Origin of the sequence: Bacteroides sp. 51, assembly GCF_010500965.1 — a bacterium.
GTDB lineage: Bacteria > Bacteroidota > Bacteroidia > Bacteroidales > Bacteroidaceae > Bacteroides.
Genome location: NZ_QVMI01000030.1, coordinates 19,846 through 37,186, shown reverse-complemented (window position 1 = coordinate 37,186; position 17,341 = coordinate 19,846). Strand labels below are relative to the sequence as shown.

Genomic DNA, 17,341 nt, shown 5'->3' with positions numbered 1-17,341 from the left:
TGTTTAAATTGTTTTTATAATTTTTGCGGGAATCCCACCGACAATCGCGTTGCCGGGAACATCTTTAGATACGACTGCTCCGGCGGCTACGATAGCGTTTTCGCCAATGGTTACCCCTTGCAGGATGGTTGCTCCGGCGCCGATCCAGGCATTCTTTTTGATATGAATGGATTTGGGTATGAGCGAATGCCGGTTTATGGGCAGGGTAGGATGTCCCTCGGACAGTATGCTGACGTTCGGACCTATCAATACATTATCTTCGATGGTGATGCCGCCTAAATCTAAAAGCGTGCAATTGAAATTGATGAATACGTTTTTTCCAATCTTTATATGTTTTCCGTAGTTGATGTACAGAGGGGTGAATATGGCAACGCTTTCATCAATCATGCTGTCTGTAATCCGGCTTAACAGGTTTCTTATTTCTGCTGCATCGGCAGAGTTGTTCATTTGCAACAGCAATATTTTAGTGTTGTAGGAGGCTTCCCGCATTTTATAGGCCTGTGGGTCGTCGGGTGGAATGGTTTCCCCATTTCTGAGGCGCTCAAAAACATCTACTTTATTCATCTTTGTATTTTTTGATACAAAGATCGGAGATTACTGGCTTCTCTTGTTAACGATATTCAAACCGATGATTAAGATATTCAAACCATTGCTTCGCGAAGCGACTTTGGATTGGTGCCTGTTAGCTTTTTGAAGAAGTTGTTGAAGTAGGTAGGGTACTCGAAACCAAGTGCATAGGCTACCTCTGCAATATTCCAGTCGGTATGCTGTAAAAGGGCTTTTGCTTCGGCAATAATCCGCTCGGTGATGTGTGCTGTGGTTGATTTTCCTGTAACTTCTTTGACTGCGCGATTCAAATAGTTGGTGTGAACATTCAGGTAACGGGCATAATCCTGTGCTGTTCGCAGTTGCAAAGGGTGGTCGGAGGTTTCAATGGGAAATTGTCTCTCCAGCAGTTCCAGAAATACGGAAGTGATACGTGCGGTTGCTTTTTTTGTCTGATGATAATGCTCTGAGGGTTGCAGCTTTAATGATTCGTGAATGATAAGGCTGATATAGTTGCGGATAAGTTCATCCTTAAATGTATAATCGTTTTCCTGTTCCTCGATCATTTTTAGAAAAAGGGTGTTGAGAAACAGTCGTTGTTCTTCGGATATTTCTAAAACGGGTGTTCCGTCAATCTTAAAGAACGGAGATTGGAGCAGGCTCTCTGAACGTTCGGATTGTTTCAGAAAATCTTCGGAGAAAAGACAGGTATACCCCTTGTAGGTCGTTGATATGGTTTCCCAGGAATAAGGAATGTGGGGATTGCCGAAAAACAAAATGGTGCCTTCTTGTTCAAAACTCCGGTCGGCGTAATGAATAATGCTTTTGCCGGTGGTGAGGCAGATTTTATAGAATTCTTTTCGACTGTATGTGCGCGTGGCATTGCTGTCGTCGTCAATTTGAAATGCTTTGAACCCTTTCAGTTTGAGCTCATTATTGAATTCTGAGAGTGTACGTTTTATCTGCATATGACAAAGATAAGAAATTCAAACCTAATCTGCTGATGCTCCAGCATGAAATATTCATTGTTTTCCTTAAAGTTTACTTTCAATGTGTTTTGGTGGAATGTCTAATTGATTTGTTTCTTTTTATTTTATTGTCAAGTTGCTTATGTTTTGCTTGTTTTGTTTTCTTTTTAATAATCTCCCAGTGCTTGTTTTTACTTGTTTAAAGTATAAGATGTGCCTTAGAAGCTGTATAGAGCTTATTTGTTTGTTATTAAAAAGAGGGATTTCTCTTAAAAAAGAGAAGATAAAGTGCGTTTTTTATCTAAATGGGCGAATTCGCTGATGAAAAACCATAATATTCAGACACTTCTTCCTTGTTTTCTTGTTTAACACGTTGGCTGGCGTGCGTAACAAGACAGCTGGCTTGAATAGCGCGGTGAGTAGTCACACTTAACACGACTGGTCGTGATGTTATGTCTCGAAGTTGATGTGTTAACGTAGATAGCCAGTGTGTTTAACAAGAAAGATAAAAAGGTTCTGATTCGATTTTTTGAACATGAAAAAATGAAAAAAGCAGGAAGAAGAGTCAACTTTGAAAGCTGTATTTTCTATTTCAATCGTTTTTATGGAAAAGATAGGATAAAAATATTGATGCGGAATTTTGTTTTTAAGTTGCTTTATCGAATGTATATGTGTTATTTTTCTTTCCATTTTTCATATAATTAGAAGATTTTCTGCCGATTTGTATTTTCCTAATAGAGAATACTGAATATTTTTCAATTACGGGCAATGGTAGGCAATTTCAAGCGATTTAAAGCTGAATTGACAAAATGTAAATTGAGAGTCTGCTTGATGAAAGTGAATAGTATCCTGTTTAAAAGGAATGTGCTTACCGGATTTTCCGAGGGGATATAAAAAAGCCTGTAAAATGTAATTTTACAGGCTTTTGTTTTCTTTTAATCGACTGATTATCAGTCTTTTAAGCGGTATGGACGGAACAAATAGTCTCCGTTTAAACGCCTTATATTCAGTTATTTACCAATCTCGAAAATCAAGTCCACCTTGTAGTCCTATAGACTCCAAAATGCTATTTATCAGACGATTAGCAAACAAATCAAAGTACGCTTTATTAATGCAAATATAAGAAAAATAATCCAGAACAACAATTTTTTAGTGGCTACCCTTTATTCAGCAAACACATCTACAAGCTAAATAAACTCAATGGGAAAGTAAAGCATAGACTATTTGTTTTTGAGCGCACCAATGTTTCTTATTTGCGATAAATAATGTATTTTTGTATTATAGATATAATACTATGAGACATTGCTTAATATTGTTTTCCATATTTCTCGCGTTATCTTGCTACTCGAAAACTAAAAGCGATACAGTTTATGTTAATTTCGAGAAAGCACTAGCGAATAAAGATTTCTATGCGCAGTTGAAATTCAATGAAATAGCTGAAATCCGGAAATTATTAAGCACACCCCATATCAATGACCAACAACGGTACGATATAAACCATCAGTTGTATGATGCTTACAAAATCTTTATTGCAGATTCGGCAATTGTATATACCAAAGAAAACGTAGAAATAGCACAAAGATTGAATGACGCTCATCGATTGATTGGTTCACAACTTGATTTAATAGGACTTTATACTGTTTCGGGACTGTATATTGAAGCTCTTAATGGAATTAGAGAGTTAGAGCATTTAGATAAGCGGAAATTACCGGATTGGTTTTCTTCTTACTATTATCAAATCAATAATCAACTATACAAATCCTACTCTTTATTAAACGATATTAATGGTAAAGAATATCTTGAAAAATCTATTCTATATAGAGATTCCCTTCTTGGAGTACTGGATACTAACTCCAATTTTTACAAAATAGTATATGCCGAGAAACTTCTGGATAATAAACAGATAGAACAGGCGCAGGTACTGCTCGAAGAGATGTTCGGGAAATCAACATCTGAAGATCACGAACATGCTGTATTAGCGCATGCTTTAGCAAATGTTTATAAAGCAAAAGGAAATATTGAAGAGCAGAAAAAATATCTGTTAATATCGGCAATGTCAGATATAAAGAATGCTATTAAAGAGAATGCGTCCATGCAAATGCTGGCTTCTGTTTTATACGAAGCGGGTGATATAGCAAACGCCTATAAATGTATCAGATCGTCGATGGAAGACGCTATGTTCTGCAACGCACGATTGAGGACATTTGAGGTTTCGAAAATATTTCCTATTATCGATAGCGCTTATAAGGACAGTGTCGACAAACAACAAAGAGTTCTTATTATATTCCTTGTTGCCGTTAGTATCCTTTCTTTTTTATTGATCATGGCAGTTATATATGTGTATAAACAAATGAAGAGGATTGCTCGTATCCGTAAAGAGTTGTACCATACGAATATAAAACTGAAAGACTTGAATGACAATCTCCAGAATTCGAATGAGAAATTGTCAAAATTAAATCTGAAGCTGTTCGATGTAAATTCTGAGTTATCTGAGGCCAACCAGATTAAAGAAGCATATATAGGTCATTTCCTCGATTTGTGCTCCACCTATATCGATAAGATTGAAAGTTATCAAAACACGCTGAGAAAGAAGGCGGCAGATAAAAAACTGGAAGAGCTTTATAAAATCTTGAAATCGCGTGAGATGATTGATAACGAACTAAAAGCGCTCTATGAGAATTTCGATAATATATTCCTCCATTTATATCCTAATTTTGTCGAAGATTTTAATTCCTTGCTATTGAACGAAGAACGGTTTCAGTTAAAAGCCAACGAACTGCTAAATGCCGAACTGCGTATATTTGCATTGATACGGTTGGGCATAACAGACAGCTCAAAAATTGCAAAATTCCTTCATTATTCCGCAAACACAATCTACAGCTATCGCACGAGAGTCCGGAATAAATCGGCTGTACCCCGCGAACAATTTGAAAATATGGTGATGAAAATAGGCATAATTAAGCCTGATTGACATATACCGTATCCATATATTACGAGGTTATAAAAGATGGTAATTCGCTGATTAAAAGCGATGTGCCATTCTTTCGCGTCTATATTTTGTCCATATGAGTTTTTCTTAGATATATGTTACTCATACTTTTGCATGTGAGGTCGTAAGTTCTACCTCATGTGTAAAAACAATGTTAACTATATATTATGAGAAACTAAAATCAATGAGACCATGAAAAAAAATCAGAAAATGAGTTGGGGCTACGTCAGTAAAATACTTCTGTTTATGCTGGCACTTACTTTCTCTGTCGGCCTGTCGAGTCAGAATCAAAGAAAAATCACAGGAACCATAACAGATGAAGAAGGAGAAAGTATTATCGGTGCATCCGTTACCGTGAAAGATACGGGAATCGGAACGATAACCGATATGGATGGAAGATTTTCATTAGATGTAAACAGTGATGCTGTTATCGTCGTATCTTATATCGGATATCTACCACAGGAAGTCCCTGTACAGGGAAAAACGGATATACGGATTATATTAAGAGAGAATTCCGAAATGCTTGACGAAGTAGTCGTTGTGGGCTATGGTGTAGTACGTAAAAAGGACTTGACCGGATCGCTTTCCTCTGTTGGTGCGAAAGCGATGCAGGACAAACCTGTTTTCAATATTGGTGAGGCGCTGCAAGGCCGGGCTGCCGGAGTACAAGTGATTAACTCAGGAACGCCGGGAGGCAATGTAAGCATTCGTGTTCGCGGATTAGGCTCTATTAATAATTCCGACCCTTTGTTGGTCATCGATGGAGTTCCTACCGATATGCCGTTGAATGCATTGAACCAAAACGATGTGGAGACCGTAGATATTCTGAAAGATGCTTCGGCTACAGCCATATACGGTTCTCGTGGTGCAAACGGAGTGGTGCTGATCACAACAAAAAAAGGAAAAGCGGGAGATGGTACCATATCAGTCAGCGCAAATTTCGGTATACAGGAAGCAACCAGTGTACCTAAAATGTTGAATGCTTCTCAGTTTGCATCGTTACACAACGAAATGATGGCCAATAATAATATGGGCCAACGTCCCGACTTTGCCGATCCTCTTTCCTGGGGAGAGGGTACGGATTGGATAGATGCACTGTTGGGTACCGCCAAGATGCAAAACTATTCTATATCCTATTCGGGTGGAAATGACAAAAGCAGCTATTATGTATCGGGTGGAGTACTTGATCAGGAGGGTATTGTTATAAATACATCCTATCGCCGTTATACTCTACAGTTTAACAACGAGTCGAGAGTCCGTTCATGGTTGAAATTCGGAAACAACATTACGTTGAGTCATGATGTTAAGAAAAACGGTTCGTATAGTGTGCTCAATACATTGGCCTCTTTACCAACTCAGCCGATTCTTAATGAAGATGGCACTTACTCGGGTCCGGGTACTGAGTCACAATTCTATGGTGATTTGCGCAATCCGATAGGTACAGCCCGCTTGGAGAAGAATACAACCAAGGGGTATAACATATTAGGTAATTTGTATGGTGAGATTTATCTTTTCGATAAGATTACCTATAAAATGACCGGAGGGATTGACTTTAAATTCTGGGACAGTGTAAATTTCTCACCCAAATACGACTGGAAGCCGATACCGGTGCCTAATTCCTACCGTGGTGAAAGTTCGAACAAGAGCCTGACGTACTTATGGGATAATACCCTGACATATATGGATACGTTTAAAGATAAGCACAACCTGAACGTCATGTTGGGTTCGAGTGCACAGAACAATGTCTATAATAACATGAGTGCCAGTGTAAAGGAGTTCTTGTCCGACAACTATAATCAGTTGAATAACGGTTTACTAGATCCTACTGTGGGAGGTAGTAAAAATGAGTGGGCATTACTTTCGTTCTTTGGACGTATAAACTATTCGTTCGATGATAAATATTTATTCACGGCTACGGTTCGTCGTGATGGTACTTCCCGTATAGCTAAAGGCAATCGCTGGGGGACGTTTCCTTCATTTTCTGCGGCATGGCGTTTGTCGGAAGAATCGTTTTATAAGAAGAATGATGTGTTGAGCGACCTCAAGCTGCGTGCGGGCTATGGTGTAACAGGTAATCAGGCCGTGTTGGATAATTACGCTGCTGTTACCCGCTTGAAAACAGCACAATATGTATTCAATGGTACTCCTGTATCTACGCTGTATCCGTTGGTAATGTCCAATCCGGACATCAAGTGGGAAACGGTAAAACAGGCCAACGTAGGGTTTGATGCAACCATGTTCAACCAGCGTATTAATATTACTTTCGATACGTATATTAAGAATACAACAGACATGCTTGTCAGCATGGTGGTGCCGATCACAACGGGATACTCGGATATTTATACACCGATGATTAATGCCGGCAAGGTTAGAAATAAAGGCTGGGAACTGACCATCTCTTCTCAAAACCTGAAAGGAACGGTAGAATGGAATACGGATGTAAATGTATCCTACAATAAGAACAAAGTAATCAAGCTAAATAATAGTGTGCCTATTTATTCAGGTTATCAGCATCATCAGGAAGGCCGTCCGGTGGGTTCATTCTACGGATGGGTAACGAATGGTTTGTTCCAGAACTGGGATGAGGTGAATAATTATGCTTACCAATACCAAGGTGCCGATGCTGCCAATGGAACTGCTCCCGGGGATATTAAATTCCTGGATATAAACAATGACGGAGTGGTGAACGACTATGATCGCACCTATATTGGTAACCCGACTCCTACATGGAATTTCTCTATGAACAACAGCTTGCTGTACAAGGGATTCGATTTAAATGTGTTCTTGCAAGGCGTAGCCGGAAATGATATTTACAATGCCAACAGAGTTACACTGGAAGGCATGTATACCGTCCGCAACCAAACCCGGAAGGTGTTGGATCGTTGGACAGGCGAAGGCACAAGCCATTCGATGCCCCGTGCCATCTATAGCGACCCGAATAAGAATACACGGACGTCCAACCGCTTTATTGAAGATGGAAAATATCTTCGTTTGAAGAATGTGACTTTGGGTTATACGCTTCCCGCTGCTGTGCTGAAAAAAGCCTATATCAGTAATTTGCGTATCTATATGTCGGCGCAAAACCTGTTGACGCTGACTGATTATTCCGGATTCGACCCGGAAGTGCAAGGGGGTGTGGACAACAGTAATTATCCGCTTACCCGGAACATTAGCTTCGGTATTGATATCAAATTCTAATCCCTAAAGAGAATATAACCATGAAAAAAATACTATACACAGGACTCTTCCTGTTTGCAACCCTGTTTACTTCCTGCTCTGATTTCTTAGATAAAGAGCCGTTTGAAGATCCCAGTGCGGAAACCATTAAAGATGAAGCATCGGCTATAGCCATGACCAATGCGGCATACCAACCCATGCAACGCCCCAAGCTGTATAACATGCGTATATGGGCACTCGATATTGTAGCCGGAAACAGTGAAGTCGGAGCCGGAGGTGGCGACGATGGCATTGAGACCATACAGTTGGCAAACTTTGTGGCTGGACCGGATAACTTTGCTGCCGTCGATCTTTGGCGCGGCCCTAACCCCGGTATTCTTTATTGCAATACGGTGTTGGCCAATGTGCCCGGCATGGATATCAATGAGAATATAAAAAACAGATGTATAGGCGAAGCTAAATTCCTTCGGGCTAGCTATTACTTCATCCTTGTCCAACTGTTCGGCGATGTGCCTATGAGCCTTACACCGACAAATCCGGGCGATAACCTTTTCTCGGAGCGGGTGAGTAAAGATAAGATATATAATGAAGTAATCATCCCCGATCTGCTCGAAGCCATAGAACTTCTTCCCCGTCGCGAAGATTATAGTAGCTCGGATTTAGGTCGCGCCAGCCGAGGAGCTGCTGCCGGTATGTTGGCAAAGGTATATCTTACCCTGGGGCAATATCAAAAATGTGTAGACATGTGCAATAGGGTCGAAAGTCTGGGTTATGTACTCAATCCGGATTATAGCGATTGCTTCGGAGGAGAAGAAAAGCATAAGAATACAGCCGAATCATTGTTCGAGATACAATACTTCGGTTTGACAAATGCTGATTTTTGGAGTGATGAGAACCAAGCTTGCTGGCTAAGCACGTATATGGGCCCCCGCAACGCTAACTGGGTTGGCGGTGGATATGGATGGAACCAGCCTACCCAGGAGTTTATGAATCAATATGAACCGGGAGATTTACGGAAGGATAAAACTGTTCTTTACGAAGGCTGCCCTTCTTTCGAAGGCAAGCCCTATAAAAGCACCATGTCGTACACCGGGCATAACGTGCGCAAGTTCCTCGTTCCTCTGACTATCTCTCCCGATTATAATACCAATTCGGCCAGCATCATCGTGTTGCGCTATGCCGATGTGTTGCTGATGAAAGCAGAAGCGTTGAATGAACTGGGTAGTACGACCGATGCTGAAGAACCTTTATATCAGGTTCGTAACCGTGCCGGACTCACAGACAAAAGCGACGTGGAAAACCTCTCACAGGAGGAAATGCGCAACAGAATCCGGAAAGAGCGTCGCATAGAATTGGCATTCGAAGGGCATCGTTGGTTTGATATGATTCGTTGGGATGGCGGACAGTATGCGCTGGATTTCCTTCATTCCATCGGGAAAGTAAATGCGCAGAAGAAGCATTTGCTATTGCCCATTCCTCAAAAGGAAATAGATGCGAATCCAAACCTAAAACAGAATCCCGGTTACTAACCAACAAGATGCAAGCCTCCCAAGTAGTTGGAAAGCATGAACTGAGGCCCGTTTGCCCCTCCCAAGTAGTTGGGAAGCATGAACTGGGCTCCGTTTGCCCCTCCGGAGTACTCGCGAAGCAAGAACTGGGCTCGGTTTGCCCTTCCGGAGTACTCGCGAGGCATGAACTTGGCTCAGTTTGCCCCTCGCGAGTAGTCGCGAACCATAAAACCTGATTATTTTAACTATTGATTCATATAAATACATATCAAAATGAAGAAACTATATAAATTGTTAAGCATCATATTAACTCTTCCATTGCTGTTCACTTCCTGTGACGACGATTATATGGAGACGAACCTGGGCAACCAGCCGCTCACGTTATCTATAAGCGAAAATACGCTCCTGTTGGACATCACCGCTCCACAAAGCAACGCCATTGATTTTGAATGGACTCCGGGCTCCAACTTTAATACAAATGCCGCCATTACCTATACGTTCGAACTTGGTTTGGGTAATACCGCCTTCGCGAAAAGCGTTCAAACAGAACTAAAGGAAGGCAAAACATCGGTTTCTTATAAGACGGAAGAACTGAATGCCATGCTCTTAAATGAATTTGAAGTAGCGCCCGGCAATGAAGTTGAACTGGAAGCCCGTGTAACGGCAAAAGTGCATCACGAAGGCATTCAGCCCCAGGTATCAGAGACGATGAAAATAAAAGTCACCGGATATAAACCGGTATCTTCAACCCTCTACCTGCTGGGTAGCGCTGCACCTAACGGATGGAGTGCAGATGATGCTACGAAAATGAATACCGTATCCGGTACTGCCGGCGGATTTGTATGGCAGGGAAAACTAAATGCAGGAGAATTGAAGTTCATTACCACCTTAGGCAGTTTCTTCCCTTCGTATAACAAAGGAGCCGATGACACCAAATTATTCTTCCGTGAATCCGATGACGAGCCGGACGATAAATTTACCATTCCTGCTGCCGGAATATATAAAATATCAGTCAACATTATCAATCTGACCATTCATATCGAAACGTTAGACGCACCCGAATATAGCGAACTTTGGCTTGTAGGTAACCCAACCGGTTGGAATTTTGAACCGATGACCCCCGACGCTTCCGATCCGTTTGTATTCTATTTCAACGCCGATCTTCCGGCAGGTGGAGAGTTCAAAATCGCTACGGTTAATGGAAGCTGGGATGGCGTATTCTTCCGTCCGGTGGTCGATCAAACGGGCGAAGGCACCGATCTGGATGTAGATAAGTGGGCCGGCGATCCGGACTACAAATGGAACATCCCGGGAGGCACCTACAAAATCAAACTCGACACCCGCGATATGAAAATTGATATCGTTCCGTTTACCCCCTATGCTACGGTCTATCTCGTAGGCGATGCCACTCCTAATGGCTGGAGCATAGATAACGCTACGCCAATGACAGCCGATGCTTCCGATCCTAATATACTTACCTGGACGGGCACACTCGCCGCAGGCGAAATGAAGTTTAGCTGCGATAAGCAGAGCGACTGGAATGGAGCATGGTTTCTGGCAAGTGAAAATGGAATGGAACCAACCGGCAATGTTGAGCAGGTATTGTTCAGCGCATCGGGCTCCAATCCGGATAATAAATGGAAAGTAAACAGCCCAGGCACCTATACCATTGAGCTAAACCAGTTGAAAGAAACAATTACCATTAAGAAACAATAGCCATGAAAAAGATAAATCTATTCATAACACTCTTCCTTGCACTGTCTGTCAGTAGTTGCGAAGACTATTACGATACTCATAACGATCCGGTAACCTACGGAGAAACCTATTTCAATGCCGATCTCAGCACAGACAAAGCGTGCTATAGTCCGGGAGAAGTCGTACATTTTACACTGAAAGAAAAGTTGGATGGCAACGCCAAAGTTCGCTATTCGCACCTGGGAAAGATTATTGCCGAAGAGGCCCTTACCTCCAACGCATGGAGTTGGACTGCCCCTGCCGAGGACTACAAAGGCTATATGGTTGACATTTACGAGGCGGTTGACGGAAAAGAAACCATCCACCAAAGCATTGCAGTCGATGTATCTTCCAGTTGGACCAAATTCCCGCGCTATGGTTTTCTTTCCTCCTACGGTGAACTGTCGGAAAGCATGATAGAGAATAACATCAATAACCTGAACAGGTATCACATCAACGGCATCCAGTTTTACGACTGGATGTACGATCATCACCGTCCGCTGGCCGGAACCGCCCAGCAGCCGGACGTTACATGGCCCGATTTGGTAGGGCGTACCAATTACCTGTCCACCGTGAAAGGTTATATAAATGCTGCCCATAACAAAGGAATGAAAGCGATGTTCTATAATCTTGCTTTCGGCGCGTTGAAGAATGCCGCGTCCGACGGCGTGAAAGAAGAATGGTATATCTTTAAAGATAAGAACCATTCCGAAAAAGACAATCACCACCTCGATCCTCCTTTCCGCAGCAGCATCTACCTCACCAATCCGGCAAATGCAGAATGGCAAAACTATCTGGCAGCCCGCAACAAAGACGTATACGAGGTTTTTGGATTTGATGGATTCCACATTGACCAGCTGGGCAACAGAGGAACGGTTTACGATTACAACGGAAATGTGGTAGAACTCGATAACACCTACAGCACTTTCATTACCGCTATGGCCAACGCCAACCCCGGCAAACATTTAGTGATGAATGCAGTGAGCCAGTACGGACAGCAAAAGAGTATCGCCAAATCGGAAGTCGACTTCCTCTATACCGAAGTATGGGACGAATCCAAGAGCTTTGAGCAGTTGGCTCATGTCATTACCGACAACTACGCCTATAGCGAAGGTAAAAAGCAAACCATTCTGGCGGCTTATATGAATTATGCCCGCTCCGGCAATAGCGGTTTTATCAATACTCCGGGAGTGCTTCTTGCCAATGCGGTCATATTCTCTTTTGGCGGAGCGCACCTTGAATTGGGCGAACACTATCTGGCCAATGAATATTTCCCCAACTCAAATCTGCAAATGAAGGCTGAGGTCAAAAAAGCGTTAATGCACTACTATGACTTCCTGGTTGCCTATCAGAATCTGCTTCGCGATGGCGGCGATTTCTTTGCAGCAAACGTAGCGTCCACAGATGGTAAACTATCGTTCGCCGGTTGGCCGGCTTCGCAAGGCAGCGTAGCTGTAACCGGAAAAAGATTCGCAAACAAAGAGGTGATCCACCTGATTAACTTCTCGAACGCCAATTCAATGGAATGGCGCGATACGAACGGCACACAAAAAGAACCGGAACTGGTATCAGACGTTGCTATAAAAATAACAACCGTAAAACCCGTAACCAAAGTGTGGCTGGCCTCTCCCGATATAAATGGAGGCGCGCACCGCGAACTGAGTTTCAATCAGTCCGGCAATGACGTAACCATTACGTTGCCGTCGTTGAAATACTGGGATATGGTTGTTCTGGAATACTAATCGCCGATAGTGAGTGTCATGATAAGAAAAATAGGATTATTACTTGTAGGTTTAATGTTCTCTTCGGTCGTCTTATCGGCCGGAGAGTGCATCTCCTACACCCAACAAGGGAACCGGGTGACGTTTAACAGCAAGGACGGATCAAAACTATCGCTAACCATTTGCAGCAGCTCGGTTGTGAAAGTCTGGTTTGACCAGGCCGGCACGTTCATTCGGAACAATGAATCATTTGCCGTGGTCAATGAGCAATTAGAAGAAATAGAAGGTATTAGTGTCAATGAAGAGCCGGCTTGCTATGAGATATTCACCTCGAAACTTCGGATCAGGGTGAATAAGAACCCCATGCAGCTGCAAATATTCGATAAATGGCAAAAACTTGTTTTCAGTGATTTCAAAGAGAGGGGGCATGTCGCTGATTCCACAGCCGTAAAGGCGTATAAGGTATTGCGTGGCGATGAAAACTTCTTTGGACTGGGAGAGAAAACCGGTCCGCTGAATCGTCGCGGGCGCTCTTATAAAATGTGGAACAGCGACCGGCCTTGCTACAGCGTGTCGGAAGACCCGTTGGCAAAGAGCATCCCTTTCTTTATGAGTAGCTACCGTTATGGAATATTCCTCGACAACACCTACAAAACCGAATTTAAATTCGGTACGGAGTCCGACGAATACTACTCATTCGAAGCACCCGACGGAGCATTTGTATACTATTTCATCTTTGGTAAAGATTATAAAGATATCCAGCAACAATACATCGCCCTGACCGGCAAGCCCATTATGCCCCCCAAGTGGGCGCTTGGCTTCGCCCAATGCCGTGGCTTATATACAAAAGAAGCACAAGCCCTTGACATTGCCGCAGAATTTCGTAAGCGACAAATACCCTGCGATATTATCTATCAGGATATTGGTTGGACACAAAACCTACAGGATTTTGAATGGCGCAAAGGAAACTATACCGACCCGAAGGGGATGCTCAGCAAGCTAGCCGATCAAGGCTTCAAGATGATCGTTTCCCAAGACCCCGTCGTCTCCCAACGCGATAACCCGCAATGGGTAGAGGCGGACAAACTGGGATATTTCGTAAAGGACGCTCGTACAGGAAAGTCTTATGATATGCCCTGGCCCTGGGGAGGAAACTGTGGCGTGGTCGACTTTACCATCCCCGAAGTGGCCGACTGGTGGGGCAGCTACCAGCAAAAGCCCGTAAACGACGGCATAAGCGGTTTCTGGACCGATATGGGCGAACCCGCCTGGAGCAACGAAGAAGATGTTGATCGACTGTATATGAAACACCATATCGGCATGCACAATGAAATACACAACGTGTATGGCCTCACCTGGGATAAAGTGGTCAAAGAACAATTCGAGAAGCATAACCCCAACAAGCGTATTTTCCAAATGACGCGCTCGGCATACGCAGGACTTCAGCGCTATACCTTTGGCTGGACAAACGATAGCGGTAATGGCAACAATGTACTCGAAGGTTGGCGGCAACTCGAAAACCAGGTGGCCGTCGGCATCTCCGCTGGCCTGGGAGGCATCCCGTTCTGGACAACAGATATTTCCGGATACTGCGGTGATATTACCGATTATGCTGCAATGGGCGAACTGTACACCCGCTGGATGCAGTTCGGTATCTTTTGTCCGCTGAGCCGTGCCCATCATGAAGGAGATAATGCCGTAGAACCCTGGATGTTTGGCGATGTTGTCGAGAAGAACAGCAAGCAGGCTATCGAATTGAAATATCAATTATTCCCTTATCTCTATACATACTCACGCAAAGCCCATGATTCCGGACTTCCCATTACCCGCGGATTGTTCATGGAATACCCTGATGACGAACAGGCAACCAAAGTAGATGATCAATTCCTTTTCGGTAGGGAACTCCTGATTGCTCCGGTTCTGAAAAAGGGCGAACGTGTGAAACGTGTTTATCTGCCGGATGGGGAATGGATTGACTTTAACGATAAAAAGACCGTGTATCTGGGCGGACAGACCATAGCCTACCGCGCACCGTTGGGCGTAACACCTATATTCGTGAAGAAAGCCTCCATCATTCCGATGATGCCTGTGATGCAATATATTCACGAGCAGAAAGATTATCCGCTGCTGGTACATATCTTCCCGAACTACGAAGACGAGAGTGCCTCTTTTGAACTGTACGAAGACGATGGAGAGAATCAGGATTATCTGAAAGATATCTATTCTAAAACCCGGTTCGTATGTACAACAGTAGCAGGCGGCTATACCACAACAATCACCCCCGAAGATAAGGGATTCAAACAGTCCGACAAACGGGAGATTGTTTTAATATATCATTTGGAAGAGAAACCGACGACCGTAATTGTCGACGGTAAAACCACCAGAAACATAACGTGGGATGATGCCACAAAAGAATGTAGGGTAAGCGTCTCCGACAAACGAACCCCCATAGAAATATCATTAAAATAAATAACTAAATATAATGAAGAAATTAGTACTTTTACTTAGTCTCTGCCTGATAGCCGGAGGGCTTTCCGCGCAGGAATTAAAATCTCCCAATGGTAAACTGGAACTTAACTTTTCCGTAAACCACGATGGGACACCGGTATATACCTTGAAGTATAAAGAGAAAACAGTGATCCGTCCAAGTAAATTAGGCTTGGAGTCTTTTGGAGATAAACCCTCATTTTACGATAAGTTCAGCGTTGCAAATGTAGATCATTCCACGTTCGACGAAACATGGGAACCGGTTTGGGGAGAAACTAAAACCATTCGTAACCACTATAACGAAATGGCTGTAACGTTGAAACAAAAAGAAACGGAGCGAATGATGATTCTAAAGTTCCGCTTGTTCGATGATGGTTTAGGTTTCCGCTATGAATTCCCATTGCAAAGTAAACTTACGTATTTTGCTGTGAAAGAAGAGTTAACCCAGTTTGCCATGACAGGCGATCATACAGCCTATTGGATACCGGGCGATTACGATACGCAAGAATATGACTATACAATTTCTAAACTATCTGAGATTCGTGCTCTTCAGGAATCGGCACGAACAGATAATCTATCGCAAACCGGATTCTCCGATACCGGTTTGCAAACTTCATTGCAATTGAAAACGGCCGATGGCATCTATATCAATCTGCACGAAGCTGCCTTGATTAATTATGCTTGCATGCACCTCAACCTGGATGATAAGAATTTCATCTTCCAATCGTGGTTAACCCCCGATGCCAACGGAACAAAAGGACATTTACAAGCACCTTGCCATACACCATGGCGTACGATCATCGTAAGCGATGATGCCCGCGACATACTAGCTTCCAACATAACATTGAACCTGAACGATCCGTGTAAGATAGAAGATACATCGTGGATCAAGCCCATGAAATATGTAGGAGTGTGGTGGGAAATGATCACCGGAAAAAGCGATTGGTCATATACAAACGAACTGCCGAGCGTTAAATTGGGCATTACCGATTACTCGAAAGTAAAACCACACGGACGGCATGGTGCTACTACTGCGAATGTGAAGAAGTATATTGATTTTGCCGCTCTTCACGGAATAGATGGCGTATTGGTTGAAGGCTGGAACATCGGTTGGGAAGACTGGTTCGGGCATTCAAAAGATTTTGTATTCGATTTCCTGACTCCTTATCCGGATTTTGATATAGCCGAAATACATCGTTATGCCAAAAGCAAGGGAGTAAAGATGGTGATGCATCATGAAACATCGGCTTCCGTCCGCAACTATGAACGATATATGGACGCGGCTTATCAACTTATGAATAAATACGAATATCCGGCAGTGAAGAGCGGATATGTTGGGGATATTATTCCCCGCGGCGAAAATCATTATAGCCAGTGGATAAACAATCACTACCAGTATGCCATAGAAAAAGCAGCCCAATATAAAATTATGGTAAATGCGCATGAGGCCGTACGCCCAACCGGTATTTGTCGTACATGGCCCAACCTGATTGGCAATGAGTCCGCTCGTGGCACGGAATACCAGGCATTTGGCGGAAGCAAACCCAATCATGTCACATTGCTACCGTTCACACGCCTTATCGGAGGGCCAATGGATTATACTCCCGGCATTTTTGAGATGGACATTGCAAAAGCTAATCCGAATAACACTTCACATTGCAATTCAACACTGGCAAATCAACTCGCCTTATATGTCACCATGAGTAGCCCTTTGCAAATGGCTGCCGATTTTCCTGAAAACTATAACCGCTTTTTGGATGCCTTTCAGTTCATCAAAGATGTAGCCTTGGATTGGGACGAAAGCAACTATCTGGAAGCCGAGCCGGGAGAATATATTACAGTGGCACGTAAGGCAAAAGGTACAGACAACTGGTTTGTGGGAAATACTTGTGGAGAGAAGGGTTTTACATCGAAAATTTCGTTTGATTTCCTTGATGCCGACAAACAATACATTGCAACAATATATGCCGATGCAAAAGATGCGCACTATAAAACAAATCCACAAGCCTATACAATCCGTAAAGTAGTGGTGACTAACAAATCTAAATTGACGCAATTTTCGGCTCCGGGCGGAGGGTATGCAATCAGTATTTATCCTGTAACTAACAAAGCTCAAATAAAAGGATTGAAGAAACTTTGATAATTTGAAATAAACTTAAATGTCTAAGTTTTTATTGAAGATCGTTGCTATTTAAGCAAATAGTAACGATC

9 protein-coding genes are annotated in these 17,341 nt (G+C 43.0%); 7 read left to right on the top strand and 2 right to left on the bottom strand.

The genetic code is table 11. The features are described 5' to 3' along the window. Positions 1 to 3: 3 nt before the first annotated feature. Positions 4 to 564: a sugar O-acetyltransferase gene (locus D0T87_RS24905; RefSeq protein ID WP_163176822.1), complete on the bottom strand. Its 561-nt coding sequence runs from the start codon at positions 562 to 564 to the stop codon at positions 4 to 6. A 77-nt stretch (positions 565 to 641) separates the two neighbouring features. Continuing rightward, positions 642 to 1,514: an AraC family transcriptional regulator gene (locus D0T87_RS18555; RefSeq protein WP_163176820.1), complete on the bottom strand. Its 873-nt coding sequence runs from the start codon at positions 1,512 to 1,514 to the stop codon at positions 642 to 644. 1,294 nt (positions 1,515 to 2,808) lie between these two features. Here D0T87_RS18555 and D0T87_RS18550 point away from each other — a divergent pair. From D0T87_RS18550 to D0T87_RS18520, 7 genes are all read left to right on the top strand, one after another. Further along, complete coding sequence (locus D0T87_RS18550; RefSeq protein WP_163176818.1) at positions 2,809 to 4,485, top strand: DUF6377 domain-containing protein; 1,677 nt, start codon at positions 2,809 to 2,811, stop codon at positions 4,483 to 4,485. A gap of 210 nt (positions 4,486 to 4,695) precedes the next feature. Then, a complete protein-coding gene (locus D0T87_RS18545; protein WP_163176815.1) occupies positions 4,696 to 7,701 on the top strand; it encodes a TonB-dependent receptor in 3,006 nt (1,001 codons plus the stop codon). 20 nt (positions 7,702 to 7,721) lie between these two features. Next, a complete protein-coding gene (locus D0T87_RS18540; protein WP_163176813.1) occupies positions 7,722 to 9,209 on the top strand; it encodes a RagB/SusD family nutrient uptake outer membrane protein in 1,488 nt (495 codons plus the stop codon). A 252-nt stretch (positions 9,210 to 9,461) separates the two neighbouring features. Further along, on the top strand, positions 9,462 to 10,904 hold the full coding sequence (locus tag D0T87_RS18535) for a SusF/SusE family outer membrane protein (protein ID WP_163176811.1): 1,443 nt from the start codon (positions 9,462 to 9,464) through the stop codon (positions 10,902 to 10,904). Between the two features lie 2 nt (positions 10,905 to 10,906). Continuing rightward, positions 10,907 to 12,664 (top strand): glycoside hydrolase family 66 protein, encoded by a 1,758-nt coding sequence (locus tag D0T87_RS18530; protein ID WP_203558732.1) that lies wholly within the window; start codon positions 10,907 to 10,909, stop codon positions 12,662 to 12,664. An 18-nt stretch (positions 12,665 to 12,682) separates the two neighbouring features. Then, complete coding sequence (locus D0T87_RS18525; protein WP_163176809.1) at positions 12,683 to 15,112, top strand: glycoside hydrolase family 31 protein; 2,430 nt, start codon at positions 12,683 to 12,685, stop codon at positions 15,110 to 15,112. Positions 15,113 to 15,125: 13 nt separating this feature from the next. Further along, complete coding sequence (locus tag D0T87_RS18520) at positions 15,126 to 17,270, top strand: glycoside hydrolase family 97 protein (protein WP_163176807.1); 2,145 nt, start codon at positions 15,126 to 15,128, stop codon at positions 17,268 to 17,270. Positions 17,271 to 17,341: the final 71 nt, after the last annotated feature.